This window comes from Burkholderia sp. CpTa8-5 (assembly GCF_017815045.1).
Classification (GTDB): Bacteria; Pseudomonadota; Gammaproteobacteria; order Burkholderiales; family Burkholderiaceae; genus Burkholderia; species Burkholderia sola.
The window spans coordinates 1-566 of record NZ_JAGIQD010000084.1; the positions used below are offsets into that span (position 1 = coordinate 1).

General features: G+C 68.6%; 1 protein-coding gene. It reads right to left on the minus strand.

Going from position 1 to position 566, the window contains the following annotated elements; translation table 11 throughout:
* Nucleotides 1-566 (minus strand): TolC family protein (locus tag J8I35_RS34430; RefSeq protein ID WP_209929400.1); only part of this gene is annotated, 566 nt, incomplete at both ends.

Below are 566 nucleotides of genomic sequence, written 5' to 3' on the forward strand. Positions count from 1 at the left end.
TCGAGCTCGGAGCCCGTGCCGTTGTCGAATTGCAGCTTGGTCAGGTCGTACGACGCCTGCGCGGTCTTCAGCGTGTCCTCCGTGACCTTCAGCAGGTCATCGGTCGACAGCAGCGTCAGGTACTGATCCGCCACCTGCGACACCAGCGAAATCTCCGACGCCTGCCGCGCGTACGACGTCGACAGGTACTGCGCGAGCGCCTGGTCCTTCAGGCTCTGCACGCGGCCGAACAGATCGAGCTCCCACGACGCCGACAGGCCGACGTTGTAGGCGCGCGAGATGTACGGCGCACCGGTCTGCGAAAGACCCTGCGGCACGCGCTGGATGCTGCCCGTGCCCGTCCCGTCGAGCGTCGGGAACAGCCCCGCACGCGTGATCTGGTACTGCGCACGCGCGGCCTCGACGTTCAGCACCGACACGCGCAGGTCGCGGTTGTTTTTCAGCGCGATCTCGATCAGCCGCTGCAGGCGCGGATCGACGAAGAACTCGCGCCAGCCGATGGCAGTCGCCGCCTGGCCGTTCGCGCTGCGCGCGCCGGCCGCGCCCGGCTGCGTCGCGTAGACGCC